This window comes from [Clostridium] symbiosum ATCC 14940 (assembly GCF_000466485.1).
GTDB lineage: Bacteria > Bacillota > Clostridia > Lachnospirales > Lachnospiraceae > Otoolea > Otoolea symbiosa.
Genome location: NZ_KE992892.1, coordinates 1 through 26,952, shown reverse-complemented (window position 1 = coordinate 26,952; position 26,952 = coordinate 1). Strand labels below are relative to the sequence as shown.

General features: G+C 48.6%; 24 protein-coding genes, 1 riboswitch and 1 other annotated feature. Of the genes, 3 read left to right on the top strand and 21 right to left on the bottom strand.

Annotated features, from left to right (window positions below):
* The first annotated feature begins 201 nt into the window (after window positions 1-201).
* Window positions 202-639, top strand: a complete 438-nt coding sequence (locus CLOSYM_RS09670) for an Hsp20/alpha crystallin family protein (protein ID WP_003501538.1) — start codon at window positions 202-204, stop codon at window positions 637-639.
* A gap of 81 nt (window positions 640-720) precedes the next feature.
* Here CLOSYM_RS09670 and phoU (CLOSYM_RS09665) read toward each other — a convergent pair whose 3' ends face one another.
* From phoU (CLOSYM_RS09665) to CLOSYM_RS09640, 6 genes are all read right to left on the bottom strand, one after another.
* Complete coding sequence (gene phoU, locus CLOSYM_RS09665) at window positions 721-1,377, bottom strand: phosphate signaling complex protein PhoU (protein ID WP_003501537.1); 657 nt, start codon at window positions 1,375-1,377, stop codon at window positions 721-723.
* Between the two features lie 21 nt (window positions 1,378-1,398).
* Window positions 1,399-2,061, bottom strand: a complete 663-nt coding sequence (gene phoU / locus CLOSYM_RS09660) for a phosphate signaling complex protein PhoU (protein WP_021641979.1) — start codon at window positions 2,059-2,061, stop codon at window positions 1,399-1,401.
* Window positions 2,062-2,111: 50 nt separating this feature from the next.
* Window positions 2,112-2,885 carry a phosphate ABC transporter ATP-binding protein PstB gene (gene pstB / locus CLOSYM_RS09655; RefSeq protein WP_021641978.1) on the bottom strand — a complete coding sequence of 258 codons (774 nt, stop codon included), beginning with the start codon at window positions 2,883-2,885 and terminating at the stop codon, window positions 2,112-2,114.
* Between the two features lie 12 nt (window positions 2,886-2,897).
* A complete protein-coding gene (pstA, locus tag CLOSYM_RS09650) occupies window positions 2,898-3,767 on the bottom strand; it encodes a phosphate ABC transporter permease PstA (RefSeq protein WP_003501534.1) in 870 nt (289 codons plus the stop codon).
* Entirely contained in the window at window positions 3,760-4,695 is a 936-nt protein-coding gene (gene pstC / locus CLOSYM_RS09645; protein ID WP_003501533.1) for a phosphate ABC transporter permease subunit PstC, read from the bottom strand. Before pstC ends, pstA begins: the two co-directional genes overlap by 8 nt.
* Window positions 4,696-4,840: 145 nt before the next feature.
* The gene (locus tag CLOSYM_RS09640) at window positions 4,841-5,770 is read right to left on the bottom strand and encodes a phosphate ABC transporter substrate-binding protein (protein WP_003511199.1); all 930 of its coding nucleotides are present in this window, start codon (window positions 5,768-5,770) and stop codon (window positions 4,841-4,843) included.
* A 450-nt stretch (window positions 5,771-6,220) separates the two neighbouring features.
* Between CLOSYM_RS09640 and CLOSYM_RS09635 the strand changes: the two genes are divergently transcribed.
* Window positions 6,221-6,781: a manganese efflux pump MntP gene (locus CLOSYM_RS09635; protein ID WP_021641977.1), complete on the top strand. Its 561-nt coding sequence runs from the start codon at window positions 6,221-6,223 to the stop codon at window positions 6,779-6,781.
* 116 nt (window positions 6,782-6,897) lie between these two features.
* On the opposite strand, the gene CLOSYM_RS09630 is transcribed toward CLOSYM_RS09635, so the two are convergent.
* From CLOSYM_RS09630 to pth, 15 genes are all read right to left on the bottom strand, one after another.
* Window positions 6,898-7,746: a MurR/RpiR family transcriptional regulator gene (locus CLOSYM_RS09630; protein ID WP_044902314.1), complete on the bottom strand. Its 849-nt coding sequence runs from the start codon at window positions 7,744-7,746 to the stop codon at window positions 6,898-6,900.
* Window positions 7,747-7,830: 84 nt separating this feature from the next.
* A complete protein-coding gene (locus CLOSYM_RS09625) occupies window positions 7,831-8,727 on the bottom strand; it encodes a DMT family transporter (RefSeq protein ID WP_009296926.1) in 897 nt (298 codons plus the stop codon).
* A gap of 8 nt (window positions 8,728-8,735) precedes the next feature.
* Complete coding sequence (locus CLOSYM_RS09620) at window positions 8,736-9,572, bottom strand: carbon-nitrogen hydrolase family protein (RefSeq protein WP_044902317.1); 837 nt, start codon at window positions 9,570-9,572, stop codon at window positions 8,736-8,738.
* Between the two features lie 136 nt (window positions 9,573-9,708).
* Complete coding sequence (locus CLOSYM_RS09615; protein WP_009296927.1) at window positions 9,709-10,452, bottom strand: creatininase family protein; 744 nt, start codon at window positions 10,450-10,452, stop codon at window positions 9,709-9,711.
* A 33-nt stretch (window positions 10,453-10,485) separates the two neighbouring features.
* Window positions 10,486-11,832, bottom strand: coding sequence for a sodium/glutamate symporter (locus CLOSYM_RS09610; protein ID WP_003501518.1), 1,347 nt, complete (start codon window positions 11,830-11,832; stop codon window positions 10,486-10,488).
* A 585-nt stretch (window positions 11,833-12,417) separates the two neighbouring features.
* Window positions 12,418-13,653, bottom strand: coding sequence for a tyrosine--tRNA ligase (gene tyrS / locus CLOSYM_RS09605; protein WP_003501516.1), 1,236 nt, complete (start codon window positions 13,651-13,653; stop codon window positions 12,418-12,420).
* 268 nt (window positions 13,654-13,921) lie between these two features.
* Window positions 13,922-14,187 (bottom strand) — a binding site (T-box leader).
* An 80-nt stretch (window positions 14,188-14,267) separates the two neighbouring features.
* Window positions 14,268-15,536 carry a TRAP transporter large permease gene (locus CLOSYM_RS09600; RefSeq protein ID WP_003501513.1) on the bottom strand — a complete coding sequence of 423 codons (1,269 nt, stop codon included), beginning with the start codon at window positions 15,534-15,536 and terminating at the stop codon, window positions 14,268-14,270.
* 1 nt (window position 15,537) lies between these two features.
* Entirely contained in the window at window positions 15,538-16,026 is a 489-nt protein-coding gene (locus tag CLOSYM_RS09595; RefSeq protein WP_009296932.1) for a TRAP transporter small permease, read from the bottom strand.
* 52 nt (window positions 16,027-16,078) lie between these two features.
* A complete protein-coding gene (locus tag CLOSYM_RS09590) occupies window positions 16,079-17,143 on the bottom strand; it encodes a TRAP transporter substrate-binding protein (RefSeq protein WP_021641973.1) in 1,065 nt (354 codons plus the stop codon).
* 1 nt (window position 17,144) lies between these two features.
* On the bottom strand, window positions 17,145-17,837 hold the full coding sequence (locus tag CLOSYM_RS09585; protein WP_003501507.1) for a DUF2848 family protein: 693 nt from the start codon (window positions 17,835-17,837) through the stop codon (window positions 17,145-17,147).
* Window positions 17,838-17,852: 15 nt separating this feature from the next.
* Window positions 17,853-18,644 (bottom strand): carbon-nitrogen family hydrolase, encoded by a 792-nt coding sequence (locus CLOSYM_RS09580; RefSeq protein WP_021641972.1) that lies wholly within the window; start codon window positions 18,642-18,644, stop codon window positions 17,853-17,855.
* Between the two features lie 213 nt (window positions 18,645-18,857).
* The gene (locus CLOSYM_RS09575) at window positions 18,858-19,517 is read right to left on the bottom strand and encodes a GntR family transcriptional regulator (protein WP_003501503.1); all 660 of its coding nucleotides are present in this window, start codon (window positions 19,515-19,517) and stop codon (window positions 18,858-18,860) included.
* 57 nt (window positions 19,518-19,574) lie between these two features.
* Complete coding sequence (locus CLOSYM_RS09570; RefSeq protein ID WP_242828662.1) at window positions 19,575-20,756, bottom strand: GGDEF domain-containing protein; 1,182 nt, start codon at window positions 20,754-20,756, stop codon at window positions 19,575-19,577.
* A 109-nt stretch (window positions 20,757-20,865) separates the two neighbouring features.
* Window positions 20,866-24,405, bottom strand: a complete 3,540-nt coding sequence (mfd, locus tag CLOSYM_RS09565) for a transcription-repair coupling factor (RefSeq protein WP_021641970.1) — start codon at window positions 24,403-24,405, stop codon at window positions 20,866-20,868.
* Between the two features lie 45 nt (window positions 24,406-24,450).
* A complete protein-coding gene (gene pth, locus CLOSYM_RS09560; protein WP_021641969.1) occupies window positions 24,451-25,059 on the bottom strand; it encodes an aminoacyl-tRNA hydrolase in 609 nt (202 codons plus the stop codon).
* 284 nt (window positions 25,060-25,343) lie between these two features.
* A riboswitch (purine riboswitch) is annotated at window positions 25,344-25,439 on the top strand.
* 85 nt (window positions 25,440-25,524) lie between these two features.
* Here pth and CLOSYM_RS09555 point away from each other — a divergent pair.
* Window positions 25,525-26,925: an NAD(P)/FAD-dependent oxidoreductase gene (locus tag CLOSYM_RS09555; protein WP_334291287.1), complete on the top strand. Its 1,401-nt coding sequence runs from the start codon at window positions 25,525-25,527 to the stop codon at window positions 26,923-26,925.
* Window positions 26,926-26,952: the final 27 nt, after the last annotated feature.

The window sequence follows — 26,952 nt, the reverse complement described above, 5'->3', positions numbered from 1 at the left end:
CCACGGGGACGGAAGACTCAGCCAGCCCCCCTCATCACACCGTACATGGTCCGTTCCGGCCGCGTCTGAAAAAATTAAAAAATATTAGCACTCGCCTCTTGACAGTGCTAATATTGTATGTTATATTACATATAGAACAGATAGAAAATTATCTGTAATCCAATACCAACAATCAACTTTTTATATAAGGAGGAATGAATTATGTTAGTACCAAGTATTTTCAATGATAATTTTGTAGACAACTTTTTTGACGACATGTTCCGGTTCCCCGGATTCACCTCCGGCAGCCGCTCCGTATCCAATGTTATGAAAACCGATATTCAGGATCTGGGTGAGAATTACCAGCTTGACATCGAGCTTCCGGGCTTTGCCAAAGAAGATATTCATGCGGAACTTTCAGGCGGATACCTTACCATTACGGCACAGAAGTCCTCTGAGAACGAGGAAAAGGATGAGGACGGCAAATATATCCGCAGAGAACGCTACAGCGGAAGCTGCCGCAGAAGTTTCCATATCGGTGATAACCTGAAAGAAGAAGACATACGCGCTTCCTTTGAAAACGGCATGCTGAAGCTGGTATTCCCGAAAGAGGAGCAGCGCAAAGCGGTTGAAGAAAAGAAATATATTGCTATTGAATAATCGAAAGAAACAGGATTCACATCGGTATTTTGATGTGAATCCTGTTTAACTGTCTTGACAGACCGATTTGAATAGTAACAATTAATGCCCGCATTCTCTGTCGTCGTGCATGCCGGTCACGATGAATTCCACCCACTCTGCTATATTTACGGCGTGATCGCCCACCCGCTCGAAATATTTCGCCGCCATCAGAAGATCCAGGATTTCCTGCGGCTCTGTCCTGTTTTCCTGAATCAGGCTCACAAGCTCTTCTTTTATCCTGACAAAGAGCTCATCCGCAATGTCGTCGTCTCCGATCACTTTCCTGGCCAGTATTTCATCCTTTTTTACAAGGGCTTCGACACTGTCCGTCACCATATTCATGACAACACAGCAGATATCGGATATATGGACCTTTTCCAGAAGCGGTTTTTCGGATATATACCGGGAAAGCTCTGCGATATCGGCGGCCTGATCGCCTATCCTCTCCATATCGGACACAATCTTCAGGGCTGCTGAGACGAATCTGAGGTCCCCGGCCACCGGGGTCTGGCGAAGCAGCAGCCCGGTACAGATGTTTTCAATCTGTCTGTCCTTTTTGTCAATCTCCATCTCCAGTGAGCAGACCTGTTCCCTCAATGTTTCATCATCCCCAATCAGCACAGCTCCTGAAAAGGCAACTGCCTGCTGGCACATACTTCCCATGTCGAACAGTTCCTCTTCAAGCTCCCTGAGCTGCCTGTCATATTCCGCCCGCATCTGTTTAAGCCTCCAGCCTGATTATAATAACGTGACGCTGTTCACCGCCCCCGTATCTGAAAATTCGGTCCACTCGCACACATTAACCGCGTGATCCCCTATCCGCTCCAGATACTTGGCAAGCATCAGCAGATCCACCGCCATATCCGACTGGGAAGAATCTAACTTAAGCAGCTCCACCACCTCGTCTTTTACTTTATCAAATAAAGCGTCGATGATGTCATCCCGCAGTTCTATCTGTTCAGCAGCCTCCGTATCGCGTTCGATAAATGCCTGAATTGCATCCCGCAGCATGGAGCTTACATTTTCCACCATGGCAGGAAGATGTTTGACGTTCTCAAAGGAACAGTTATCTTTCATCTGAATCGTCAGCTCCGCAATATCGGCCGCATGGTCGCCAATCCGTTCCAGATCCGTCACTACCTTGAGAGCCGTTGAAATATGTCTGAGGTCACGGGCAACCGGCTGCTGCCTGAGCATCAGTGAGAGACAGCGGCTCTCTATCTTACGCTCCATCTCATCCACATTACGGTCCCCCTTAATCACTGTCTTTGCAAGGGAGTAATCCCTTTTATTCAATGCTTCAAAGCTGTCTGCAATCGCTTTTTCAACCATCTCACTCATTTTTACCAGTTCGTTATTTAACTCCATAAGCTCATGGTCAAACATTATTCTCGGCGCCATCTCATTTCCTCCTAATAATTACAGTAAATACTTGTTTCAAAATATCTTCATCAGCCGAAACGGCCCGTGATATAATCCTCTGTCTTCTTCTCTTTCGGATGTGAAAACAAGTCCGTGGTCGGGGCATACTCAATGATTTCTCCCACCAGGAAGAATGCGGTATAATCCGCAATACGGGTTGCCTGCTGCATATTATGGGTAACGATAACCACCGTGTATTTCTGTTTCAGTTCATCCATCAAATCTTCTATCTTCAATGTGGAAATCGGATCCAGGGCCGATGTAGGTTCATCCATCAAAAGGATTTCCGGCTCCACTGCCAGCGCCCTGGCGATGCAGAGACGCTGCTGCTGCCCTCCCGAAAGGCCCAGAGCCGACTTTTTCAGCCGGTCACTCACCTCATCCCAGAGCGCCGCTCCTTTTAAGCTTCGCTCGACAATATCATCGAGCTGGTTTTTATTCTTAATCCCGTGGATTCGCGGTCCATAGGCAATATTGTCATAGATGCTCATCGGAAATGGATTGGGCTGCTGAAATACCATCCCCACTTTTTTTCTGAGAAGCGTCGTATCCACCCTCGGATCGTAAATATCTTCCCCGTCTATCATCACCTTTCCCTCGATTTTCACACCGTCTACCAGATCGTTCATTCTGTTCAGCGTTTTTAAATATGTGGATTTTCCGCAGCCGGATGGTCCGATGAAGGCAGTTATTTTATTTGTATAAATATTGAGATTAATATCTTTAAGCGCGTGATTTGTACCGTAATGCAGGTTCAAATCCGTTGTGACAATTTTATTTTCCAAAGTTCCCGTAGTTTCCATCTCTTCCTCCGTTTATTGAAGCCTTGTAACGTCAAATTTCCTGGTCAGATACTTTGTCAGCAGGTTGATGCCCAGAACAATGATTAGAAGTACCACCGCAATACCGAACGCCTGGTCATACTTTGCCTTCTGCATAGACAGATACAACTGAATTGTCAGTGTGCCGCTGGATTCAAACAGCTTGCCGAACAGACTCTTTGGCAGCTGGAATCCGCTTCCCGCCGTAAATAAAAGCGCTGCGGACTCACCCACGATACGTCCAATCGACAGGATGATTCCCGTAAGAATTCCAGGCGCAGCGCTGGGAAGAAGGATCGTCCTTATCATATACCATTTGGTGGCGCCGATGCCGAGCGCTCCGAAGCGGTAGCTGTCCGGCACCGTCTTAAGCGCCTCCTGAGTGCTTCTCGTAATCAGTGGAAGAACCATCAGAGTCAATGTAAATGAACCGGTCAATACAGAATATCCCAGCTTCAGCGTAGTGCCGAAAAACACCATTCCGAACAGGCCGAATATGATGGAAGGGATTCCTGATAAAATCTCAGTTGTAAATTCAATCGTCCGCACCAGCCTGCCCGGCTTTGCATACTCGTTCAGATATATCGCCGAGCCAATCCCCACGGGAGCGGCGATAATCAGTGTGATGACAATGATATACAAAGTATTGACGATATTGCCCAGGATACCGAAGGTGCCTTTTCTGGCGCTCTGGACAGTGGAAAGGAACTGCCAGGAAAGCTGCGGAAGCCCTCTTATAAACACATATCCCATAATCCCCACAAGAAGGCTGATTGCTGCGGCCGCCGCGAGATAGATAAGCCCTTTAAGCACCTGATCCGAGGTGCGGACTTTTCTGTTGTAAATACTTAAATTACTAGTCATCTTCCGCCCCTCCTTTCTGGAACATCCGGGTAAGCACCGTATTGATAAACATGATAAATGCGAACAGAACCAGGCCGACGGTGAACAGCACTTCCCGGTGAAGTCCCTGGGAATACGACATTTCCGCCACAATCGCCGTCGTCAGGAAACGGACGGAATTAAATGGAAGCGGAAGGTTAACGGAACTTCCCGACACAAGGCTGATAGCCATCGCTTCTCCGATTGCCCTGCCGCAGCCAAGCACGATTGCCGTTACAATTCCTGATTTGGCTGCCGGAACAAGCACCTTAAAAATAGTCTGAATATGGGTAGCTCCCAGCGCCAGCGATGCGCTTTTTAAATGCTTCGGCACTGCCCTTAGAGCCGACTCGCTGATATTAATTACCGTCGGAAGAATCATGACTGCCAGCACAAGCACTGCTGAAATCAGGTTGGCGCCTCCCGTAAACTGGTGGGTGGTGGAACCTGCAAATATTTTCAGCTCCAGTTTATACATCAGCGGGTTCAGAATCAAAATTCCCAGAAGGCCGTAGATAACCGACGGAATGCCGGCCAGCAGTTCCACGGCCGGCCTTACAATCGAAGCAACCCTGGGCGGAGCCACCTCCGCAAGGAAGATAGCGGTCAACACGCCAATGGGAACTCCGATTAGAATTGCCAGGAATGTACCGACAATGGATGTGAGAATTACATAAAGGATGCCGAAGGATGCCGGATCCGCTGTTGGCTTCCATACACTTCCGAAGAGGATATCGAGGATCCCCACTTTAAAGAGCGCCGGAGTACCGCTGATAATCATGTATAAGGTAATCGAAAAGACTGCAATAACCGCCAGCAGGCCGCAGGCCGTAAAAATGACCTCAGCTCCTTTTTCTACCGCCGTTTTGTTCTTATGATTACGGGCTATGGAAAAGTTTTTCTCGTGCATATGTTTCTCCTTCTAAGTAACGGATGAGAATAAACTACGGCCGCTGCACCAAGTGTGAAGCTTCGCCTTTCAAGCTTTCCTGCTCTCAGTTGCAGCGGCCGGATATTTGTAACAGTTCAGGCGTCTGAGCTGTTGCGGTTTTTTACTATTTTGTAGTGATAAGGCCTACGGATTTGACAAGCTCATCCCCCTCAGCAGAGTACACATAATCAAATAATGCTTTTACCAAATCGTTCTGTGCACTGATTTCTCCGTTTGTCGCCATAACGAACGGACGGCTTAAGAAATAGTCGCCTGTCTTAATATTTTCCTCATTCGCTTCCACTCCGTTCAGAGTTAAAAGTTTGACCGTATCATCAATGACATCGAGAGATACATAGCCGATAGCTCCCGGCGTGGACGCTACCTTAGCCATAACGGCTCCGGTGGAATCAAGCTCATTGGCATATTTACATGCATCCTCCAATTTGAGGATTTCCTCAAAGGCGCCTCTTGTACCGGAACCTGCCTCACGGCCGATTACCACGATTGGCTGGTCGGATCCGCCTGCATCTTTCCAGTTTGTGATGGTTCCGTTATAAATGTTAATCAACTGTTCTTTTGTGAGATCTGCCGCCGTATTGGCCGGGTCGGTCACTACCGCAATCCCGTCGATTGCCACGATATTTTCAACAGCTCCCTTTTCTTTTTCTTCATCTTTTAATTTTCTGGAAGAGTTTCCGACATCACTCTGTCCGCCCAGAACCGCCTCAACGCCTGCGGAAGAACCGGTGAATTCGGCCTGTACCGTTACGTCCGGATATTTCTCCATAAATGCCTCTGCCAGGGCATTTGCAAATTTTTCCATGGAAGTGGAACCGGCCAGCGTGATGGAACCGCTCAAACCGGCCGCTGCCTCTGCCGCCTGCGTATCGGCTGCAGACTCTGCCTGTACGTCTGCCGCGGGAGCTTCTGCCGTATCGGCTGCCGGAGCAGATGACGCCGGTGTATTGGAAGATGAGCTGCATCCTGCAAGGCCCATTGTTAATACTGCCGCACCTAAAATTGCGATTGATTTCTGAATTCTTTTTTTCATAATTACCCTCTTTTCTCCTTCAATCTTTCAATTGACTTATTCAAATCTTGTTATTACAGTTCGCAGTATAAGGCATTTGAGAAAAAGGGGAAATCATATTTCTGTATAGCTAATGTAAAAAACGGGTAATTTTTTTGCGGGAAAATGTAAGTTAATGTTGACTTTTTTTCTCACTTCCGATAGAATCATACAAAGATAAGGGAGTAGTCAGCGCATCCGTGTAGTTTAGCCAACATACTGATAGAAATATCTGGTTTAACTTTAAATGATGAGACTTATCTGCAGTTTCTGCTGCAGATAAGTCTTTTTTCGTTGTTCAGACCGTACTGCATCTGTTTTTCATGCAAACCGCCGTAACAGTTCAGACAGCATGGGCTGTTGCAAACCGCCAAAGTTTCGCATGAGACAGCCGCTCTCTTGCATATCAATATACGAACAGGGGGAACTCCTATGTCATTAGTAGAATTATTTATTCTTGCGGTGGGGCTTTCGATGGATGCCTTCGCCGTTGCCGTCTGTAAGGGCCTGTCAATGAAGCGCCTGAATAAAAAGCATGCAGTTATCATTGGTCTGTATTTCGGAGGTTTTCAGGCCGGAATGCCGCTCATCGGTTATTTTCTCGGCTATCATTTTAAGGAGGCCATTACTTCCGTCGATCACTGGATCGCATTTGTCCTGCTGGTCATCATCGGAATCAATATGATTAAAGAGTCCTTCGCCTCCTGCGAATCGGAGGAGCTGGATCCTTCCGTGGATTTTAAGACCATGACCATTCTCGCCGTTGCCACCAGCATTGATGCCCTGGCCGTCGGCGTCACTCTGGCATTCTTAAGCGTTAATATTATCCCTGCCGTTTCTTTTATCGGCGTCACCACATTTATTCTCTCGGTGGCCGGCGTCAAAGCAGGCAATCTTTTCGGAATGAAATATAAATCCAAAGCGGAGCGTGCCGGCGGTATCATCCTGATTCTGATGGCAGCCAATATTTTAACCCAGCATCTGTTCTTTTGACCGGACGCAGACATTAACCTGTACGCTCCGCGCACAGGTCACCGTCATCAATGTAAAAGAGAGCGGAAAAAGCAATCACCGGGCTTTTTCCGCTCTCTTTGGCTTTCTTTTTCTGTTTAATTTCCGATGTAAAAGCCAGGCCCGAGAAGCTCCTCCGTATCCCGCAGCAGCTCCGCCGCCTCATCATAATTTTCCGCCGTCAGCGCCATTGTAAAATAATTGATCAGGCAAATCGGCGCAACATGGGAATTCTGGTAAGACGCAGTCCGCACCCTGCATGGCAGTATGATTTCAGCATACTCCCTGGCCGCCACAAACGTGGCCGACGTAACCAGGATAACCTTTACCTGCCTCTTCTTCATCCATTCGAGAAGATGGATTGCAAGGGAGGTGAACCGTGGGAATGCAAAGACGACGCATACGTCCCCCTTTTTCATGCTGACCATCTCTTCCGGGTACTCCATACCCGTAAAACGCAGGAGCCGGATATCTCTTCTCAGCCTGCCCCAGCTTGCAAAAGCGTAGTATGCCAGTGAAAAACCCATCCTCATGCTCATAATATACAGGGAATCTGCCGACTGCATGAGAGACACGGCGCGATCCAGATCTTCCTCTTTCAGATCCTTCATCGTGTTTTCAATATTGCGGATATCCCGTTCAAAAGATGTGGCCAGCCTGCTGCTCACCTTCTGGTCCGGGGAACCACTCTCCGGCTGTTCCGGGATCATATCTTTATTTAATACAATATCCTGCGCATCCTTCTGAAGCTCCGTAAATCCGGAGTAGCCAAGCTGCCTGGCAAAACGGATTACCGTCGTGGTGCTGACCCCCACCAGACCGGCCAGATCTTCGAGCGTACCCACCGCAACTTTATCCAGATTATATAAAAAATAATTCGCAACCTCTTTGTGAGATTTCGTCAGCTCATCAAAATGCTCCGTCACTCTGTTAATAAAATCTGCCATCTTTACCCGCTCCTTTATTAACAATTCTAACATTGCATATTTAATAAGTCAAAAGCTTATTCTCAATGAGCTGTTACCTTATTATCAATGGACTGTTTCATCGGTAAATGTAAGCTTATTTGAGCTTCTGTCCCCGTACGCCAGCAAAATCACGGCGCACAGGATACAGGCAATCCCGAAGGCAGTTCGGGGCGTCACCGGTTCACTGAACAGGACTACTCCTGCCGCTATGCTGGTCAGGGGCTCAAATGTACTAAGCATGGAGGATTTCTCCGGTCCGATCCGGGCCGTCCCCGCCTGGAATGAAACCGTGGCAACCACGCTGACGATAAAAGCGAACAGTACGGATAGAAGCCACGCCTGAGGCGGCATCTCATATACGATCTTTCCCGACAGAACCGCCCCGGCCAATATGCCGGCTGAGCTTACCAGGGACAGATAAAAACTCAGCTTAAACGTGTTCATTTCTGCAAGGCCGCTTTTGGAGTAGTACAGGACATAAAGGGCATAGGTAACGCCCGAAGCAAAGGCCAGGGCCACTCCGGCCGGGCTCCCGGATTCCCCCGGAGTGTAGAAGAACAAAATCCCAAGCAGGCACAGCGCCGCGCAGACCGACTTTTTTACCGTGAGCCTCTCCCGGTAAAAGACAACGCAGCCGAGCAGCACCAGAATCGGGTATACAAAATGGATTGTCGTCGCCATCCCGGACGGAATGTACCGGTAGGACTGAAACAGCAGCAGCGGCGTTCCTGCGCAGCAAAGTGACAGAACCAGTATTTTCCTGAACTCTCTTCCTGTAATTTTCAGGCTGATTTTATATTTGTAACGGACAATCAGATAGAGGAACGGGATACTGAGGCAAAACCGGTGAAAGCAAAGTGTAAGGGAATTGCCCCCCATCCCATATATCTGCTTTGCAAAAAAGGGCATTGTCCCAAACAGGACGGCTGATAATATTACGAGCGAAAAACCTTTTTTCATCCTCTCTCTCACTCTGCCGGCATTCTGCGCAGCTGATAGACGTCCCCTCTCCTGTTTTCCAGAGTAAATACCTGTCTGCGTACTCTTTCAAGATAATCAAGATCGATCTCCGCAGTAATGATACAGGGCTGATCCGACGCTTTTGCAATTACATTGCCCCATGGATCTACCACGAGTGACTTCGCATATGCCTGGAATTTCGGTTTGATTCCATACTGTCCCGGGGCTACCACGTAGCAGCCGTTTTCGATTGCCCTTGTGCGCAGAATGGTTTCCCAGTGATCCTTACCCGTATTTAATGTGAAATCTGCCGGTACAAATAAAATCTCCGCCCCCTCAAGAGCCATGAGACGGTATAATTCTCCAAAACGCATATCGTAGCAGATAGAAAGCCCCCAATGTCCCACCTCATTCGTGTCAACGGTCACAATCTCATTTCCCGGACAGATCCGTTCCGATTCCCTGACTGCCGGTCCATTTTTAATTTCCACGTCAAATGGGTGCATTTTATGATACTTCGCTTTTAACTCACCGTCCGGCCCGATTACCATCGTGCAATTATAAGGCCGGCTGTCTGCCTGATTTTTTTCATAGATGCTGCCGCAGTGAAGCCAGACCCCATATTTCACTGCCAGCTCCGACAGAAAACAAAATGTTTTGCCTCCCGGAACATCTTCCGCATATTTCGCGCTTTCATCTCCGACATAATTGACATTTTCAGGCATTGCAATCAGCTTTGCGTTTTTTTCCGCTGCTTCCTCAATAAATCTTTCCAGTTCCTTCAGATTTTGATCCACGTCATTCCCGGAATCCATCTGAATGACTGCGGCTGTAAATTTCTTCATAAGCTTTCTCCTTCTTAAACGATAACCGGCACGTTCCGCGCGCAGGTTACCGCCTTCAATTATGCAGCCGGCCGTTTCCTGAGGCGGCCGGCTCTTTGACTGTATCAGTTCAGGCAGCATGAACTGTCATCTTTGACTAACTGTTGAACTCGCTCATCATAAAGGCGGCAATCTTATCCACGCATTTCCTGACAATAGCCTCACCTTTTTCCCTGCTTCCAATCGTTGCATCCCCGAGGATGCCGTTCGGCGTTTTGTCCCTGAATTCCGTGTATGTAATAATATCCGGGTATTTTGTATACTCCTCCGGCATTCTGATACACTCTGTCTTCGTTAGATCCACGTATTCAGGATGCAGGTAAAGCATAACTGAAGTTCCGCATTCACTGGCATGTCCGTGGGCCATCCATCCCGTATTTTCACAGATTCCCACGGAATTCGGCTGCGTAAATCTCCACCAGTCAATCTGGGCGCATTTGATTCCGGAGGAACGCTGGTATTCGCGGCAGAGCTGCCCGATGATGGGCACATTTCCGGCATGCATATTAATAAACATGAAATTCTTAAATCCCCAGTGAATTAATGATTCCATCACATCGCGCATCATCAGATAGTAGGTCTGCGGCATAATCTTGATTGTTCCCGGAAAACCGTACAGTGCGGCTGATTCCCCCACTTCAATAAACGGCCCTATCATCGCATTCGTTTTTTCCGCCACCATCTCGCAGATTGCCTTTGACACAATGGAATCGGAACCAAGCGGCAGCTGCGGTCCGTAGACCTCTATCGCCCCGCCCGGGATAATCACCGTGTCGCAGGATAACTTTCTCTCTGCAAATTCCGTCCAGCTCATCTCTTTCATCCAATTCGTATTTTTCATTTTTACCTCTTTCTAAACTTTATTTATATATGATTAAACTGCTTTTTTACGGTACTTTTTCCCGAAAAACATTCCGGCTCCCAGGAGTATCAGCATAAGTCCCCAGCTCCACAGATAGACAAACATCGGCTGCGTCATAATCAGCGCGATAAACACCAGCGTGTACTGGAGCTGGTACGTATAGCCCAATGTGCTGGAGGAAGTGATATTGGTTGCCGCATTCGTCTGAAAATCAGGATCCACCACCTTTAACAGAAGAAGTCCGGTGGCAAGTACGCCGCAGCACTGGCCGAATAGCCCTACCGAAGTCTCAAAGCAGTCATCCTTCGGCAGTACCCACTTTGACAGGACGAAGCTGGCGAACCAGGTCACTAAAGCCACTGATGCTCCGACCACGATAAGCGGCACCGCATACGTCGTAAATACGCTGATGCTGGTTGTCGCCAGCGCCGCCGTAATCATATATTCCAGCGCGCTTCCGGAAATACGGACCACTGTTTTCCTGTCTATCATATCGTTCACCTTTTTCGCCTTCTGTGTCAGCACACAGAATATGGCGCTGAATATCAGACAGCAGGCAAACAGGGGAAGATTCTTGAAAAACGGATTTATCCGGATCAGTCCGGTACGCAGTATATGGCCGCAAAGAATAATAAATCCGACCAGCATCACCTGAGCCCCCAATGGATCGATTGCTGCGGAGGAAGTGACGGCATTGCCGATGGACGGCCTTTCATTTTCAGGATAGTATCCCGTCAGCATGCTTTCCGGCATTTCCTCCCTTTTCATTTTTACCTTCGTAATCCCCTTTTGGGCCGCCCGGTTTATTTCGAACATTCCACAGATAACCCCGGTCAAAAGCCCGATTGTCGCAAATGTGGCTCCGACCTGTGCGCCTGACGCCATATATCCCGCTTCATCAAAAATCGTACCGCCGGCAATCGCCATGGAATGCCCGCCGTAAAATCCCAGTACGGGAAGAATTCCAAATCCGAACTTCAAATCCGCGAATACCAGGCCAAGAATAAATGTAACGGTCAGGCCGGCGATAATCTGCAGCTGATGAATGGTCCCCGCTAAAAAATAGGTCTGCATCGCCTCGCCCGAGACCTTTTCCAGTTTCAGCCCCAGGAAAGAACAGCTGAAGACAATGGCGCTTAAAACTCCCGCCCATTGGCCAATCGATGAGGAAAATGAAAAACATACCGGTGAAACCTTTCCTAAAATCTGAGGCCCTAAAAGCAGCCCCAATATACCTGCAATCAGTGAAACCGGGATATAATATATCTGTAAAAATCTTATCTTTCTTCTGAGCCATGCCCCCGCCACAAGAAGAATACTAATCATCGAAAAGTCAATTAAAACATCTGTCAGTGTCATACCTTTCTCCTTTACTCTCTGAACTTTGCCGGCCCCCAGCCGGCGTCCCCTCTGTATCTTGTATCACTGTTGTCCATAATCCTCTCCCTTACGTCTCCTGCGTAACAGTTCAGACGGCATGAACCGTTAACTTCCGTTGCCTTCCCTCACCTCTCTTTCCCTTGAAAATGTTTTGCGCAGTACATTTTGTATCATTTAATACATTCAGTATAAAGCACTCCTTTTTACTTGTCAATTGTGCTTCATGCTGAAACTAAAGCCTGTTTTTTGTCGATAATTGCTATTCAATTTTTATTTCCTTGTTATTTTCAGCTATTTAACCAATTGCTTTCTATATTTTTACCATATCCGCTTCCAGCCCTCGGTAAACGGATTCTGCGGATTTTTCCACGAAAAAAGGACATATGGAAACCTGATATGGATTCCATATGTCCTTTTACGTTACTTTTCCCACGGTTGTGTTCCGCGGGGTATTTCGTGCGCATTAAGCACGAAACTCCCGAGTTATACGGCGCAAAACTGCGTTTTTTTGCAGTTTCCGTGCATTGCGGAGCGTGCTATTGTTCGCAGCACGCCGGATATTCCCTACTGACCGTTTGTATTTAATATTACCTTTTTAAAATTCTTTTTTCCCCGTTTCACTACGATTCCATCGCCGGAGAGCTGTGCCTTGGTAAATACGGCCTTACTGTCTTTCACGGCCTCACCGTCAACAGCCACGCCGCCCTGCTCTACGTTTCTTCGCGCCTCGGAACGTGAAGGAGCCAGGCCGGACTTCTGCAGGATGGTGAGAATATCAATCTCGTCTCCGTTAAAATCTTCTTCCGTCAGCTCCGCCGTCGGCATATCGGCAGCATTTCCGCTTGTAAATAAAGCCCTGGAAGCTTCTTTGGCTTTCTCTGCCTCCGCTTCACCGTGTACCAGGTTTGTAAGCTCGAAAGCAAGGATTTCTTTTGCCGTATTTAACTGGCTTCCCTCCCACTTATCCATCTCATTGATCTGTTCGATCGGGAGGAATGTGAGCATTCTCAGGCATTTCAGCACATCGGCGTCTGCGATATTTCTCCAGTACTGGTAGAACTCAAAGGGCGATGTCTTGTTCGGATCAAGCCATACGGCTCCGGACTGGGTCTTGCCCATTTTCTTTCCTTCCGAGTTTAACAGCAGGGTAATTGTCATGGCATGGGCATCCTTGCCTAATTTGCGGCGGATCAGCTCCGTACCTCCCAGCATGTTACTCCACTGGTCGTCCCCTCCAAACTGCATATTGCAGCCGTATTTCTGGAACAGCATATAGAAATCATAGCTCTGCATAATCATGTAGTTGAATTCCAGGAAGGTTAATCCCTTTTCCATTCTCTGCTTATAGCACTCTGCCGCAAGCATTCTGTTGACGCTGAAATGCGGTCCTACCTCGCGCAGCAGCTCCACATAATTGAGTCCCATGAGCCATTCCGCATTATTTACCATCATTGCCTTGCCTTCTGAAAAATCGATAAACCGGCTCATCTGCTGTTTGAAACAGTCGCAGTTGTGCTGGATTGTCTCCACCGTCATCATCTGGCGCAGGTCGTTTCTGCCCGACGGATCCCCAATCATACCGGTCCCGCCGCCCAGCAGGGCAATCGGCTTATTACCGGCCATCTGGAGGCGCTTCATCAGACAGAGAGCCATAAAATGGCCTACATGGAGGCTGTCGGCCGTCGGGTCAAAGCCGATGTAAAATGTGGCCTTGCCTTCGTTAATCATGTTCCCGATTTCTTCTTCATTGGTCACCTGGGCAATCAGGCCCCTGGCAACGAGTTCTTCGTAAATTTTCATGTTACTTCTCCTTTTCCTTCCATGAAATTATTCATATTTCCAATCGTTTCAAGGACGAAACCACAGCTCAAAGCCCGTTGGCACACAGGCCCGGATGAGCAAAAAAGGTTACGGTTCAGCCTTCGGCTAAACCGTAACAAATGATGCACAGAAACGGCAAAAAACGCCGTTTCGCGCCGCACAACTCGGGATTTTCGCAAAAAACAGCGAAAACACCTCGCGGAATACATCATGGCTGAACTGTTACCAAAAAAGCCCCGTCCTTCATAAAAAGGACGGGGCGAAATCCCGTGTTACCACCTTTATTCACAAACAGCTCGCACTGTCTGCCTCAGCAAGTACATCAAAAATCCGATATACTCCGGCACGATAACGTGTGCCTGATACGTCACAGCCTACTGGGAACCAATAACAATTCCGTTGGGTGTGCAGCTCCGGGATGTATTCGTCCGCCTGCCGAAACGCGCGCCTCTCATCAACCGGCTGCTTTCTGTGCGTCATACAGTAACTACTTGTTCCCTTCAAAGCCTTTACTTAAAAATATTTAGTTTAAGTACTTGACATTATAGGAAGTTTTGTACTGTTTGTCAAGGCGAAAATTTTAAATAACAGGCTTATCCTATCAGATTCGGCAAAAACGTAACGGTTTCCGGTATATATGTAATAATTAGCAGGACAATCAGCAGGACCGCCAGCATCGGAAGAAGATCCCTCATCTGGTCTTTTAAGGATACCTCCGCAATGGTACCGGATACAAACAGGCATACCCCGAGAGGCGGCGTACACATGCCGATCGTCAGGTTCACCGTCATGACCAGGCCGAAATGCAGCAGGTCGATTCCCATTCCCTGTACAATCGGAAGAAACAGCGGCGTGAAGATGACCAGCGCGCTGGTCGTGTCGATAAAGGTTCCGGCCACCAGCAGCACTGCGTTTATGACAAGCAGCATCAGATATTTATTTCCAATATTCTCGGTCAGTAAAGCGCTGACCTGCTGCGGTACCTGATTCACCGTAATAATCCAGGTAAACAGGGAGGCGAAGGCAACCACGATCAGCACCTGACCGGTCGATTTTGCACAGTCGATAAATACGCCCCATAGGCTTTTAATCTTCAGCTCCCGGTATACAAAGATTCCGATAATCAGGGAGTAGACACAGGCAATCGCTCCGGACTCCGTCGCCGTAAAAATTCCGCTCATGATTCCGCCGATGATAATGACAGGCATGATTAATGCGAGCAGGGCGTCTTTTCCCGTTTTCAGCACTTCGCCCGCCGGCGCCTTCTGTTCACGTCCCACATAATGACGCTTTTTACCTACATAGTAGCTGTAAACCATCAGGCCGAGGCCCATGATAATTCCCGGTATAAAACCGCCGATAAACAGCTTTCCGATACTCACACTGGCCATTGTCCCGTAAAGAAGCAGGGGGATGCTGGGGGGAATAACCGGACCGATGGAACCGCCGCAGGCCAGAAGAGGAGCCGAAAATGTATTTTCATACCCCTTTTCCTTCATAAGAGGAATCATGATACCGCCGATGGCAGCTGTCGCCGCAATGGCCGAACCGGTGATGGCGGCAAAGAACATGCAGGCCAGAATACTGACCATGGCAAGTCCGCTGGGGAAATGTCCAATCAGGGCATCCGCAAAATCCACGATTCGCCTCGACATGCCTCCCTGGACCATCAAACCGCCCGCCAGGATAAAAAGCGGGATGGCAATCAGCGAAATACTGTCGGCTCCCGTAAACATCCTCTGGGTGATGACGGACAGGGGATAACCGGCCGCAGCCACTCCGTAAAGGGAGATTAAACCAAGGGAAAAACAAATCGGCACTCCGACTATAAATAATCCGAATAACAGTATAATTAATGCCATCCTATTTCTCCCCCTTTTTCAACTGAATAAATTCCTTTACCTGTACCGCCAGATTTCCAATCATGTAAAAAATCATGAAGGCCGCCGCGCTGGGAATGCTCATATAATACCAGGACATCGGAATCGGCAGATAAGACGTTGTCTGGGTCGTACCTGTCTGTGCGAACTGAAGTCCCATATATAACAGGAATACGAAAAATCCGACCAGTACAACATTTATGATGATTTCCAACAGCTTTCCAATCACCTTCGGAAGCGAAGTCAACAGAACGTCTACGTTCAGATTGGCTTTTTCATGGACACAATAGGCCGCTCCCCAAAATACAAGATACGTAAAGCTCAGCCTGATTATATCCTGGCTCCACGGCAGGGGCGCCTTCAGCACGTACCGGCAGACCACCTGCCAGAACGTCACTGCCAGCAGAACAATGCCGCTGACCGCCATGACGGCCTTTATCACTTTATCCACCACTAGATTGATCACTTTCATACTCGAACCTCTCTGTTAAGTCTCTCACCCACGATATGTTTTCTCTGCGCTTTTAGTTCCCGCTGTTCTTATACTCGTCAAGCTTCTGCATAACAAGCTCTACTAACTCCGGGTTAACAAGCTCTTTGATTTCATCCCTCAGATAGAAATCTCTGGTCGCCTCCTTGAAGCTTTCGATATCCGGTTCGCTGACCTTTACGCCGCTCTCCTTAATCTGTTCCATATACTCTGCTTCCATGGAATCCACGGCTGCCCTCTGTTCCTCAACCGCATATTGAACAGCGCTGTCAATCCAGCCCTTCACCTCGTCAGACTGCTTGTTGTAAAAATCCAGGTTCATGATAACGCTCTCGGCGCCATAGGTATGGCCGTCCAGAACCATGTATTTCTGCACTTCATTAAATCCGGAGGAAGCGATGGAGACAATCGGGTTCTCCTGTCCGTCCACCGTTCCCTGCTGAAGCGCCGTATACAGCTCATTAAACGGAAGAGCCGTTCCCCTTGCTTTCAGGCAGTCCATCAGGCTGAACCATACGGTAGCCTCCTGGACACGGATGGAAAGCCCCTCCATATCCGATGCTTTTACAACTTCGCGCACATTGTTGGTGAAATGGCGGAAGCCCAGCTCCGCAAAGCCGAGATGCTTAAAGCCCTGCGCCTCAAACAGCTTTTCGAATTCCGGTTCAAGTACTTCGTCCAGTATGTAATAGGCCTCCTGTTTATTTTCAAACAGATACGGAATTGATAAAAGCTGTACATCCGACACCCAGGACGGGAGCGTTCCGTCTGTCGTCACAATTGTCATCTCCAGGGTTCCCAGCTTCACGCCCTCGGCCGCCTCACGTTCACTTCCTAATGAAGCGTTGGGATAAATCGTGACTTTTACCTGACCGCCTGATAATTCCTCAATTTTTTCCTTAAAATACGTTGCGGCAATTGTGGACTGGTGCTTTTCATTGCCTACGGTAGCCACCTTGATCTCAATTGCGTCTGCGGCTTTTGCCGCCTCCTTTTTAGTCCCGCCGTCTGCCGGAGCTTCACTTTTTTTGCCTCCGCATCCCGTTAACGCGGCTGCCACTGCCATTGATGCCAATACTGCCCGAAATAACTTTCTCATTTTACCGTTCCTCCTCACTGACTGTAATCACCTTGTAATTTAATGATAACTTTCTTCCCAACACCTCGTCGTCCATCTCGCATCTGAATTCGGTCCCATAACGGAACCCTTCCGTCAGCGGAACCGTACCGGAATAAATCACAGCGTCCGTAACATTGCCCACTCTTTCATCCAGCTCCTTCAGAATCATCCCCGGATCCATGATGTCTGCCAGAGTTCCCTGCTGATAGAGAATCTCCTCACCATCCACCGTCTGATAGGAATATAGCTTAATGGTCTCCCAGTGTTCTTTGATTTCTTCGTAGTCCCACAGAATTGTCCCAATCGGTTTGGCGCAAATCTGTTTCGCCTTTGGTACGCTCATTCCCTCTAATTCGCGATCCGTATGGTCACTGCCAAGTCCTATGTAAAGCTTTCCTCCGGTCACCACCATCACATATTCCACTTCCCCGCAGGTCTTTTCCCCTATAAAATGCAGGTCTTTTTCCTGGGTCAGCAGATACGTGCCGCACTGAAATATCGTCGGAATTTTCTTCGGGGCCGGAACTCCGAGCTGTTCCTCCAGCTCCCTGATATGCTCCATGGTTTTCTCCATATTCCGGCCTGCATAGCCGATGGCGAATACCTGATCATAATTTATTTCTTTCTCCTGCGCACCGTCTTTCGTCATTAACAGAAATTTCATCTTACTCATCTTATCCGTTTCCTTTCAAACCCCTAAGTGATAAATGCCGGGACGCCTGTCCCTGTATATGTTGATGCTCTCCCGGATGCCGCGTATCATGTCAAGATCCAGTTCTGCCGCCAGTATTTTCTCGCTCTCTCCTGCTCCCGTTATCGTCTCTCCCCATGGATCGATTGCAGCGGAATAACCTGCGTATTTTGTTTCTCCCGCCATTCCGCAGCCGTTAACTGCAACGACAAAGCACTGGTTCTCTATGGCTCTCACCCGGTTCAGCACCTGCCAATGTCCTTTCCGAAGCAGCGGCCACTGGGCGGCTACAAACAGAACGTCCACGCCCCGAAGCGTAAGGGTCCGGATCAGTTCCGGAAAACGGATATCATAGCAGATAACCATCGCGCAGGCCACCCCGTCCAGTTCAAAGTTGACTGTATGATCCCCCAGCTCAAAGAAATCCTGTTCGCCCATCGGCGTAAAAAGATGGGTCTTATCATACTCTGCAATACAGCTTCCTTCACGGTTAAATATGTACGCCGTATTATATACGCCGTCCCCCTTTACGTTGGCTACGGAACCAGCCACAATATGAACCCCTAGTTCCTTTGCCAGAGAACCAATCCTCTTCTTTACCTGCACTCCGTCCCGGTCCGACAGGATCTCCAGGTTCTCCCTGGGGAAGAATCCCGTGTTCCACGTCTCCGGAAGGCAGATGACATCCGGCTTTTCGGCGGCCGCGCTCCGGATCAGTTCTTCCGCATGGGAAAAATTGTATTCCGGATCTGCAAGCCGCACATCCATCTGAACAATACTGACTTTCATCTCGTTTACCTCTCACTCCTCTATTTGCCATATCGTATGTAATATATGATATATGGTATACCACTTAGAATAAGATAACACGATTGTGCATTATTGTCAAGCCTCTTCCCTTTTTCCTGTTCTTTTTAGGCAGTATTTACACGATAGCCAGATTCCGGTTTTCCAGACGGAAAAAACCGGTCGTTCTGTGTGTCAGATATGGCAGACCGGTTTTTAATGGTTTCGGCGGGATTTCATATAATTCTCGATGTTGTTGAACGTCTCCGTCATATGCTCTTCCATCGCGCGGACGGCTGCGCCGGCATCCCTGCTTTTCATGGCGTTTAGTATGTTCTGGTGTTCATCCATCGTCGTCAGCTTCCGCTCCTTCTTCTGCAGCGCCCGGATTCCGAAAAATGAAATAATATCATTAAAATTACTTAAAAGTCCCTGCAGGGTCCTGTTATGGCTCAACTCATAAATCTTCTGGTGGAATTTGCGGTCCATTTCAATAAAGTCATACTCATCATAATGGTTCAGCATATCCCTCTGGCAGCAGACTATCTCTTCCAGCTCTTCCAGATCCGGAGCCGCCGCATTTTGCACTGCATCTTCGACTGCCAGCATCTCCAGCGATTTTCTGATTTTTAATACTTCCAGTACATATTCCAGATCAAATTCCCTCACCAGAGCGCCTTTGTAGGTCTCCACCACCAGCCATCCGTCATGCTCCAGCATCTGCATTGCCTCACGGATCGGCGTCCTGCTGATACCCATCTCCTCGGACAGCCTTCTCTCCGTCAGTACATCCCCCGGCACGTATTGGCCCTTCAATATTCCTCTTTTTATCTCATTGTACACCTGATATTTGTACGGCTGTGCTTTTTGTACCACATCTAATCTCCCAATCTTGTATTAATAAATTTATGTATATGCATTGTTACCACTGCATCACTCGAAGCCTTTTCTGCCCTTCATTCCTCCCGCTTCTTTTTGCAGTCTTTTCCTCCGGTACATCATCTGATCCGCCTTCATGAACGCGTCCTCAATCGTCAGGCAGGAGATGTTCCGGTCGAGGAACTCCCAGCCGGCGGCAAAATTAAAATGAAGCCCGGTCTCCTCCTCCTTTTTCTGCAGTAGACGGCCTGCTTCCCCCAGGCATTTCTTCAATTCTTTCTCGGAAATCTCCTCCGCCAGAATAGAAAATTCGTCGCCCCCGATTCGGAATATGGAGACGCGCCTGCCGGTAAATGCCTGTCTCAGGGCGTCCGCCGCCATTTTAAGAAAAATATCTCCCATATGATGTCCCCTGCTGTCATTGACCGTCTTCAGATTATTCAAGTCTATCATGATACAGCAAATCCGGCCCTCCCGCTGTTCCCGTTCATAGCGGTTGAGTAAATCCACATAAGCCGCCCGGTTCCCCAGTCCCGTCAGGGAGTCCGTATAGGCAATTTTGTAAATCTCCTTCTCATGCTCCAAAATCCTGTTCTGCTCGGTAATCCGGCGTGTTTTTATTATTGATTTGAGAAAAATGTTATAGCATGATAAGATGACACCCGAATAAACCAGGTATACAGGCCCATACTCCAGCCGCTCAATCATCGGTTTGGGATAAGCGGCAAAGAATACCAGTGAAAAATAGATCAGGCCCATTGAAAATGCCATCCCGTTCCACCCGACGTCAACCAGCTCAAGCAGTTCGTGATATCTCTCAAAATGCCTGTTCCCAAGCTTTATAACCATCAGATAGAGCCCCGCTGTGACTGCAATGCTGAGCACACTGCCTGCGTCTGATGTCAGCGTCCCGATGTAGCGGCCCGTGAAGCCAATGATTAGGGCCAGGGAATGCACAAAAAAGAACGTGACGCAAAACCGGCTGTCCCTGTGCTTTGAGACGCCGAGAAATAAGAAGAGGCCCGGGACTCCCACACACAGAACAGAGGCTACCGACGAAGCCATGCCGTAAAACCCGGCGGCAAGTGCATATACCAGGAATATAGCCGCGCATCCCCCATACATAAGGGTCTTATAAAACAGATTCTTTTTCCGCAGTGAAAATATCCTGGTACATATGGCAAGAGTAAATAAAATTACAATTACGTCATTCAGCAGTGAAATAAGCGGGTTCAAGCCGGTGCTCCTTTCAGACAATGCGGGCAGCAACTATTTTGTCCTTTGCCCATAGTATAACACGACTCTTTACAGGTTGTCATTTCTTTTTTCCCGGCGTCTTATCTCCTCACACGGACGCCTTGACCGCCATCCTGCCCAGTTCGCCCAATATTTCCTCCGCTTTTTCTATCATTGCCGTGCAATCCTTGTTTTTTGCTCTGCGATCCTGATAGATAAAGGTGGGGACTTCCCCTGTCCTGAAAACAAACGCTCCCTTGTACCGGTCGATCAGCCCAGGAATGCCCGTTGTGTCAATTCCGGCATTTTTATACATTCTCAGTGTAATCTCCTGACGGTTTATATTAACCTCCGTCACGCCTGCCTGATGGGCCATCGCTTTAATCTGCGCTATCAGGAGCAGATTTTCCACCGGTTTTGGTATATCGCCGAAACGGTCGATGAGTTCGTCCTGCATATCCATGTATTCTTCCTGGTTTTCAATGCCGGAAATCCGCTTGTAAATATCCAGCTTCTGGTATTCATTTTTGATATAGGATGCAGGAATATAGGCATCGATATCGCAGTCTACCACAGTCTCAAAGCCCTCGTCTTCCTTCTGCCCTTTAAGCGCCAGAACTGCTTCGTTCAGCAGCTTGCAGTAGAGGTCGTAGCCCACGGCCTCCATGTGGCCGTGCTGTTCCGCTCCCAGTATATTGCCTGCGCCGCGAAGCTCCAAATCGCGCATAGCAATCTTGATTCCGCTTCCCAGCTCCGTAAATTCCCGGATAGCCTGAAGTCTTTTTTCCGCCTCCTCCCGCAGCAGCTTATCGCGGCGGTACATTAAAAATGCATAGGAAGTCCTGTTGGAACGCCCAACGCGCCCCCTTATCTGGTAAAGCTGGGAAAGGCCCAGCCGGTCGGCATCATGTATGATAATCGTATTGGCATTCGGTATATCGAGGCCTGTTTCTATAATAGTCGTGGACACAAGCACATCTATGTCCCCATTGACGAAATCCAGCATGATTCTCTCCAGTTCATGTTCGTGCATCTGGCCGTGGGCAAATGTGACATTTGCCTCCGGTACGAGAGCCGCGACATGATTCGTGATCTCATCAATGTTATTAACCCGGTTATAGACATAGTACACCTGTCCGCCTCTGGCAAGTTCACGGTGAATGGCTTCCCTCACCATCTCGTCATTATACTCCATTACATAGGTCTGGATCGGAAGCCGGTCAACCGGAGGCTCCTCCAAAACACTCATGTCACGTATCCCGATCAGACTCATATGGAGCGTCCTTGGGATCGGCGTGGCCGTCAGTGTCAGAACGTCCACATTTTCCTTGAGCTGTTTGATTTTTTCTTTATGGGCAACACCAAAACGCTGTTCCTCGTCTATGATGAGAAGGCCGAGATTCTTAAACACCACGTCTTTTGAGAGAACACGGTGGGTTCCTATCAGCACATCGACAAAGCCTTTTTTCAAATCCTCCAGCGTCCGTTTCTGCTCCGTGGCCGTCCTGAAGCGCGACATCATATCAACCCGGACCGGAAAATCCTTCATGCGCTGCACAAAGGTGTTATAATGCTGCTGGGCAAGGATTGTCGTGGGCACCAGGTAAACCACCTGCTTTCCCTCCTGGATGGCCTTAAAAGCGGCTCTGAGGGCGATTTCAGTCTTTCCGTAGCCCACGTCGCCGCAGATCAGACGGTCCATAATCTTTTTGCTCTCCATATCTCTCTTTGTCGATTCAATGGCCTCCAGCTGGTCCTCCGTCTCTTCAAAGGGAAACATCTCCTCAAACTCGCTCTGCCATACCGTATCCGCCCCATACTGATAGCCTTCGCTCTCCTGTCTGGAGGCGTACAGCTCCACCAGCTCTTTGGCTATCTCTTTGACGGCCCCTCTTACCTTTGTCTTTGTCTTATTCCACTCTGTGCCGCCCAGTTTATTGAGCTTCGGCTGTTTTGCATCGGCTCCGGCATATTTCTGGATTCCTTCGAGCCTCGTCGCGGGAAGATAGAGGTTCCCTCCGTCCCGGTACTCGATTTTAATATAATCCTTGACGATTTTATCCTGTTCAATTTTTTCGATTCCGCGGTAAATCCCAAGTCCATGGCTTTCATGAACCACATAGTCTCCTACGGCCAGTTCCGAAAAGCTCTGAATCTTCTTCCCCTGATAGGCTGTCTTTTTTCTCTTCTTTTTCTGGCGCACACCGCCGAACATGTCTCCTTCGGTAATCACGACAAACTTGATCAGAGGATATTCAAACCCCCTGTGAAGATTCCCGTAGGTAACCATGATCTCTCCCGGCAGCACCTGGATCTGCCCTTCGTCCGGGCAGAAGGCCCTCAGATCATACTCCCGTAAATCGCCCGCCAGACGGCTGGCCCTGGTTCTGGAACCGGACAGCAGTACCACTCTGTATTTTTCTTTCTTCCATCTTGTCAGATCCTTGATTAAAAGCTCAAATCCGTTCTGATAGGAGTTAACGCTTTTCACCGTAAGGCCAAATTTCTTTTTCACGGAAATTCCGGGAAGTTTCTGCTCCAGTCCAAGCATCATCAGGGTCCTGTCCCCCGCAGCCATCGCCATGACCGCTTTGGCCGGGAACATAAAGTCCGCCTGTCCCGGAAGAAGATAGCCGTTTTCCAGCCTGTGAACCATGCTCTCCCGGAATTCTTCCTCAACCACCTCCGCTTTCTCGCGAAGGCGCAGAGGCTCATCCATGAAAACGGTCAGTCTGCCCTCCGGAAAATACCGCAGAAACGATACCGTCTCAGGGCAAAAATACCGGATGAAACTACCGAGACCATGAACCCTCCATCCCTCCTTAAGGCCTTCCGTCAGCTCGCTGATTACCGACTCAATCCGGCGGGCCTCCTCCGTCTTCATCTGCTCCCGCAGTGATTTGACGTATTTATTCTTTTCTTTTTCTATCTTCAGGATACCGGCCGCCGCCTCTTCTCTGGTAAGGACCAGTTCCGTCGCAGGATAGAGCAGGGCCTCGTCAAGCTGTTCCACCGATCTCTGGCTCTCCGGATCAAAGGTCCGGATGGAATCCACCTCATCCCCCCAAAGTTCGATTCGAAACGGTAGTTCTTCTGTCAGAGGATAGATGTCAATAATACCGCCTCTGACGGAAAACTGTCCCATTCCGTCTACCTGGGCAACCCTCTCGTATCCCATTCCGGTGAGGGATACCTTAAGCTTATCCACGTCCAGGGCCTCTCCGCTTCCAACCCTGAGACACTGCCGTTTCAGATTTTCCAGGGGAAGGAGGTGATCCATCAGGCCGTCGACCGTCGTTATGACAGCGCCCCCGCTCTCCTCCGCCAGATGCTTCATAACCTGCATCCTCTGTCTTGTCAGGAGGTTCCCATGGATATCAGAGCTGTAAAACAGCAGATCCCGGGCCGGATATAAATATACATCGGGAGAAAAACACCGGTAATCCTCGTAAAGCTCCCTGGCTCTCTGATCATCATAAGTCACAATCAGCTTCCATGGTATCTCCTTTGTCAGTTCCGATATCAGGTGCGCCTTCTGTGAATCCATGCATCCGCTCGCCAGCAGAGGTCCCTGTCCTCTCTCCAGCTCCCGGTTCATATCCCCAAATTCAATTAACTCTTCAAGTGGATTTGCAAAAATGCTTTCCATTTCATTCCCCGTTCTTTCTGAGTATAACTCTCTTTGTCTCCGCTTTTATACTTCGGTTTCCGGTTTTTCCGCCGTTTTTTTCACTGTCCTGGCCGCACCGTTAAAACGGTTCATTGCGGTATCAACTCCATCGTTCATCATCGCCACGGCTGCCGCAGCTCCATCCTTAAATGCCTGCTCCATCCGTTCTTTCTCTTCTTTAGAAAAATGTCCCAGAACATAATCCGCCAAATCCATCCTGGCCGGCTTCTCACCTACCCCGATCCGGATCCTGGGAAATTCCTGGGTTCCCAGATGGGCAATTATATTTTTAATGCCGTTATGGCCGCCTGCGCTGCCTTTCTTGCGTATTCTTATCTGCCCCGGCTCCAGACTGATATCATCATAGATGACAATAAAATCCGAAGGTTCCGTCTTATAATAATCCATTACGGAACGGATGCTCTCCCCGCTTAAATTCATGTAGGTCTGCGGCTTTACCAGTATTACCTTATTTCCCTCAATCATTCCTTTTCCAATTAATGCCTTATGCGCTTTTTCCCTAACATCGATATTATACCGGTCCGCCAGTTCATCCAGCGTCATAAATCCTACATTGTGCCTGCTGCCCGCGTACTCTTTTCCCGGATTTCCAAGTCCTGCTATTATATACATATGATATTTTCTCCTTTATACGATCAAAATGATTCTGCTTCCTGATTTTTTGTCTGCCACAGGCACGCCTTAAAGCGTTAGAATTTCCTTTTCCGGAATATCTAACGCTGTATTCAGCCATTTTATCAGGTTTTTTCGGTGTTGTAAAGGGATGGGAATTTAATTAAGCAGATGAGGACGCCGCCGGGACGGAAGACTCAGACAGAATCCCCCACCACACCGGACGCGTCCTCCGAACCTCAACCAAATCTCCATTATTCTCTTGCCGTCTATCTTTTATTATGGTAAAATTGGGGTGTTGTGCTTATATAAGTTCATGATTGGGTGAACGTTTCTACCAACTACCGGAATAGTTGACTATAGGCGGCAGCCTGGCTGTCGTTTACCATTCCGCGGTTGGTTTTTTATTTACTCCAGCCGGCCAGATATAATAAAAAGTTTAAGGGGGCAATATTTATGAACGAAATGAATCAGGCAGATGTAATCATCATCGGCGCAGGACCGTCCGGTATTTTCTGCGCTTATGAACTAATTAAAGAAAAACCGGATATGAAAATTTTAATGATAGAAAAGGGAAGGCCCATTGAAAAGCGGGTTTGCCCAAAACGGAAGACAAAGGTGTGCGTCGGATGCAAACCATGCTCCATCACCACCGGCTTTGCAGGCGCAGGGGCGTTTTCCGACGGCAAGCTTTCCCTGTCTCCCGATGTGGGCGGCAATCTTCCGGAGATTCTGGGCTACGACAGAGCGCAGGAGCTGATCCGGGAATCGGATGATATTTATCTGAAATTCGGAGCCGACCAAAACGTCTACGGAATTGACAAGCAGAAAGAAATAGAGGAAATACGGCGCAAGGCCATTACCGCCAACTTAAAGCTGATTGAATGTCCCATCCGTCATCTTGGTACCGAGGAAGGTTATAAGATTTATACCCGCCTTCAGGAACATCTGATAGAACAGGGCGTACATATGCTATTTAACACAATGGTCGATGATATTATCATTGAGAACGGAGTTGCCAAAGCTGTCGTAACAGACAGTAAAGAAACCTACAGCGCAGGCGAGATTATCGCCGCCATCGGCCGCGAGGGCTCCGACTGGTTCAGCCATATCTGCAGCCGCCACGGCATTGAGACGGAAGTCGGTACCGTGGATATCGGCGTCCGTGTAGAAGTCCGCGACGAGGTGATGGAATTCCTGAACAAGAATCTTTACGAGGCTAAGCTGGTCTACTACACCCCTACTTTCGACGATAAAGTGCGTACCTTCTGCACCAACCCGTCCGGTGAAGTGGCAACGGAATATTACGAGAACGGGCTCGCTGTCGTAAACGGCCATGCCTATAAGTCTAAAGAATATAAAACGAATAATACCAACTTTGCGCTGCTGGTATCTAAAAACTTCACCAAGCCGTTCAAGACGCCGATTGAATACGGCAAACACATCGCCCAGCTCAGCAATATGCTCTGTGACGGCAAAATTCTGGTTCAGGCTTTTGGAGATTTCCAGAGAGGCAGAAGAACGACAGAGGAACGTCTCTGCCGCAACAACCTGATTCCGACCTTAAAAGATGCTGTTCCGGGAGATTTATCCTTAGTTCTTCCGCACCGCATCATGGTAGATATTAAAGAGATGATCCTGGCACTCGACAAGGTCACTCCAGGCATTGCCAGCGATGAAACCCTGCTGTACGGCGTAGAAGTCAAATTCTACTCCAACAAGGTCGTTGTGAACACTGATTTTGAGACCAGCGTACAGGGGCTCCGCGCCATCGGGGACGGTGCTTCCGTCACCAGGGGACTTCAGCAGGCGTCTGCCAACGGAATCAGCGTTGCCAGAAGTATTTTAAATAAAATGGGGATTTAACTGAGGTTGGGAGGACGCGTCCGGAAC

Bases quoted from the DNA above. Each gene is read 5' to 3' on its own strand.
- CLOSYM_RS09670 (WP_003501538.1), top strand. From the start codon at position 202: ATGTTAGTACCAAGTATTTTCAATGATAATTTTGTAGACAACTTTTTT.
- phoU (WP_003501537.1), bottom strand. From the start codon at position 1,377: ATGCGGGCGGAATATGACAGGCAGCTCAGGGAGCTTGAAGAGGAACTG.
- phoU (WP_021641979.1), bottom strand. From the start codon at position 2,061: ATGGCGCCGAGAATAATGTTTGACCATGAGCTTATGGAGTTAAATAAC.
- pstB (WP_021641978.1), bottom strand. From the start codon at position 2,885: ATGGAAACTACGGGAACTTTGGAAAATAAAATTGTCACAACGGATTTG.
- pstA (WP_003501534.1), bottom strand. From the start codon at position 3,767: ATGACTAGTAATTTAAGTATTTACAACAGAAAAGTCCGCACCTCGGAT.
- pstC (WP_003501533.1), bottom strand. From the start codon at position 4,695: ATGCACGAGAAAAACTTTTCCATAGCCCGTAATCATAAGAACAAAACG.
- CLOSYM_RS09640 (WP_003511199.1), bottom strand. From the start codon at position 5,770: ATGAAAAAAAGAATTCAGAAATCAATCGCAATTTTAGGTGCGGCAGTA.
- CLOSYM_RS09635 (WP_021641977.1), top strand. From the start codon at position 6,221: ATGTCATTAGTAGAATTATTTATTCTTGCGGTGGGGCTTTCGATGGAT.
- CLOSYM_RS09630 (WP_044902314.1), bottom strand. From the start codon at position 7,746: ATGGCAGATTTTATTAACAGAGTGACGGAGCATTTTGATGAGCTGACG.
- CLOSYM_RS09625 (WP_009296926.1), bottom strand. From the start codon at position 8,727: ATGAAAAAAGGTTTTTCGCTCGTAATATTATCAGCCGTCCTGTTTGGG.
- CLOSYM_RS09620 (WP_044902317.1), bottom strand. From the start codon at position 9,572: ATGAAGAAATTTACAGCCGCAGTCATTCAGATGGATTCCGGGAATGAC.
- CLOSYM_RS09615 (WP_009296927.1), bottom strand. From the start codon at position 10,452: ATGAAAAATACGAATTGGATGAAAGAGATGAGCTGGACGGAATTTGCA.
- CLOSYM_RS09610 (WP_003501518.1), bottom strand. From the start codon at position 11,832: ATGACACTGACAGATGTTTTAATTGACTTTTCGATGATTAGTATTCTT.
- tyrS (WP_003501516.1), bottom strand. From the start codon at position 13,653: ATGAAAATTTACGAAGAACTCGTTGCCAGGGGCCTGATTGCCCAGGTG.
- CLOSYM_RS09600 (WP_003501513.1), bottom strand. From the start codon at position 15,536: ATGGCATTAATTATACTGTTATTCGGATTATTTATAGTCGGAGTGCCG.
- CLOSYM_RS09595 (WP_009296932.1), bottom strand. From the start codon at position 16,026: ATGAAAGTGATCAATCTAGTGGTGGATAAAGTGATAAAGGCCGTCATG.
- CLOSYM_RS09590 (WP_021641973.1), bottom strand. From the start codon at position 17,143: ATGAGAAAGTTATTTCGGGCAGTATTGGCATCAATGGCAGTGGCAGCC.
- CLOSYM_RS09585 (WP_003501507.1), bottom strand. From the start codon at position 17,837: ATGAGTAAGATGAAATTTCTGTTAATGACGAAAGACGGTGCGCAGGAG.
- CLOSYM_RS09580 (WP_021641972.1), bottom strand. From the start codon at position 18,644: ATGAAAGTCAGTATTGTTCAGATGGATGTGCGGCTTGCAGATCCGGAA.
- mfd (WP_021641970.1), bottom strand. From the start codon at position 24,405: ATGGAAAGCATTTTTGCAAATCCACTTGAAGAGTTAATTGAATTTGGG.
- pth (WP_021641969.1), bottom strand. From the start codon at position 25,059: ATGTATATAATAGCAGGACTTGGAAATCCGGGAAAAGAGTACGCGGGC.
- CLOSYM_RS09555 (WP_334291287.1), top strand. From the start codon at position 25,525: ATGAATCAGGCAGATGTAATCATCATCGGCGCAGGACCGTCCGGTATT.